This is a genomic window from Roseibium sp. RKSG952 (assembly GCF_009711355.1).
In genome coordinates, this window is the sequence record NZ_SMMF01000536.1 from 1 (window position 1) to 1,657 (window position 1,657).

The 1,657-nt window shown below is 49.9% G+C and carries 1 protein-coding gene; it reads right to left on the reverse strand.

Annotated features, from left to right (window positions below; genetic code table 11):
* Positions 1 to 69: 69 nt before the first annotated feature.
* Positions 70 to 1,596: an NADP-dependent isocitrate dehydrogenase gene (locus E1297_RS02060; RefSeq protein ID WP_155133275.1), complete on the reverse strand. Its 1,527-nt coding sequence runs from the start codon at positions 1,594 to 1,596 to the stop codon at positions 70 to 72.
* Positions 1,597 to 1,657: the final 61 nt, after the last annotated feature.

Genomic DNA, 1,657 nt, shown 5'->3' on the forward strand with positions numbered 1-1,657 from the left:
CCGCCCGGACACCAGATTCAACAATAGCTCTGGCAAAACCTCATAGCTCTACTAGTTTTTAATCGGGCTCTAAGTTGCACTCCTGAGCGCTGTCGGGCGCACGCTGCTTTCGAGATCACTCCAATCTTTGGTACAAAAGCCGGGATGGCCATCGAATGTATAGAGATTTTCGGTCTTGGTGATATGCAGCCCGTTAGCCGTCAGAACCTGCATGAACTGGCAAGCCATATCATAGCTGTTTGAGTGTTTGTTGGCGAATTTGAAGCGGCAGAACCACTCATCCGTAAGGAGTGTTTCTCTGAAACTGAGCGGCCAGACGTTGTTCCCCCGATTGAGGATCATAATGAGGTCCAGAGACACCCCTGCGGTCATCGTAATAAGCCGGTTGGCAAGTTCTTGAGGCTTGATTTGATCATGCTTAATATAAAGGTCTATGCCGACAAGTTCCTGCACGGGTGAATGAGAGCTGCTATTCTTCGCTACAATGGTAGGCACCCTGCGCGCGAAGCTGCTAGCAGGCTTTAGGTGTTCGGGAATTCGTCCGATTCTCTCAATGACGGCGTCTGCGAAATCTTGAGTACCGACGCGCTCTGAGCTAATTCCAGGCCGGAAGATGTCATCGGTGTGCACCCCGTCTTCAATTGTTTTGAGCCAAGCATTGTGAATGCGTAGCGCCGCGTCACACTGATTGAGATGCCCAAGCATGAACATTGCAGCAAGGAGGAGCCCGGATGGATTTGCCGTGCCCTTACCTGAGATATCGGGCGCAGAGCCATGATTCGCAGCGAACATGGAAAAGTGCTCACCATAGTTGGTAGATACGGGGATTGCAGGGGATGAGCAAATTGCGACGGCGGTTTCCGACACGATGCTGCCATACATGCTGGAAGTCACGATGACGTCGAATTGACCTGGCGCTATCGCAAGGCGCGCAGTCCCAGTCGCTACGTTCCAATGGTCTGTCTCTATTTCCGGGAAATCTTGGCCGATATCGTCAAATACCTCATGAAACAGTCCATCTGTGATAGGCAGAACATGATCCTTGGTAAAGCAGGATACCTTTTTGCGATTATTCGCCACGGCGAATTCGAAGGCGAAACGAATTATATTTTCGGCTGCTGATCGGGAAATCATCTTCAGCCCATGACAAACGTCAGAGGTCAATCGATGTTCAATCCCAGTGTAAACATCTTCAAGATTGTCCCGAATAACAACGACGTCCATCTTGGGTTGTTGTGTGGTGACAAAAGGTGAGCGTGATACGGCCCATCTCACATTTGCATACATGTCCAGATATCGGCGCAGCGCAACATTGAGCGTTTCATAAAAACCATGCTCGGGATAACTGACGGGCCCCCGCAAGAAGACACCAGTTTCGCGGAGTGTTTGCCAGCCATCAGGATGTATACCCGTCTTGAAACCGGCATCATACATTCTTCTACCGATGTCGATTTGCTTGATCGCCAATTGGGCCCCCGCCGCCTTCACACAGCGCAGCGTCGCGTCCATGATCTCGGGGCCAATACCATCCCCAGGGGCAATGGTAATTGGTGCAGGACTTTGAATACTGTCATAAAAATTAATAACTTCAGCCATTGGGGACTCGCGGGTGCAGAGTTGAATTATGTAAATATCTTTTTATTTAATATATTCGATG

Coding starts and splice junctions, on each gene's coding strand:
- E1297_RS02060 (WP_155133275.1), bottom strand. CDS start 1,596: ATGGCTGAAGTTATTAATTTTTATGACAGTATTCAAAGTCCTGCACCA.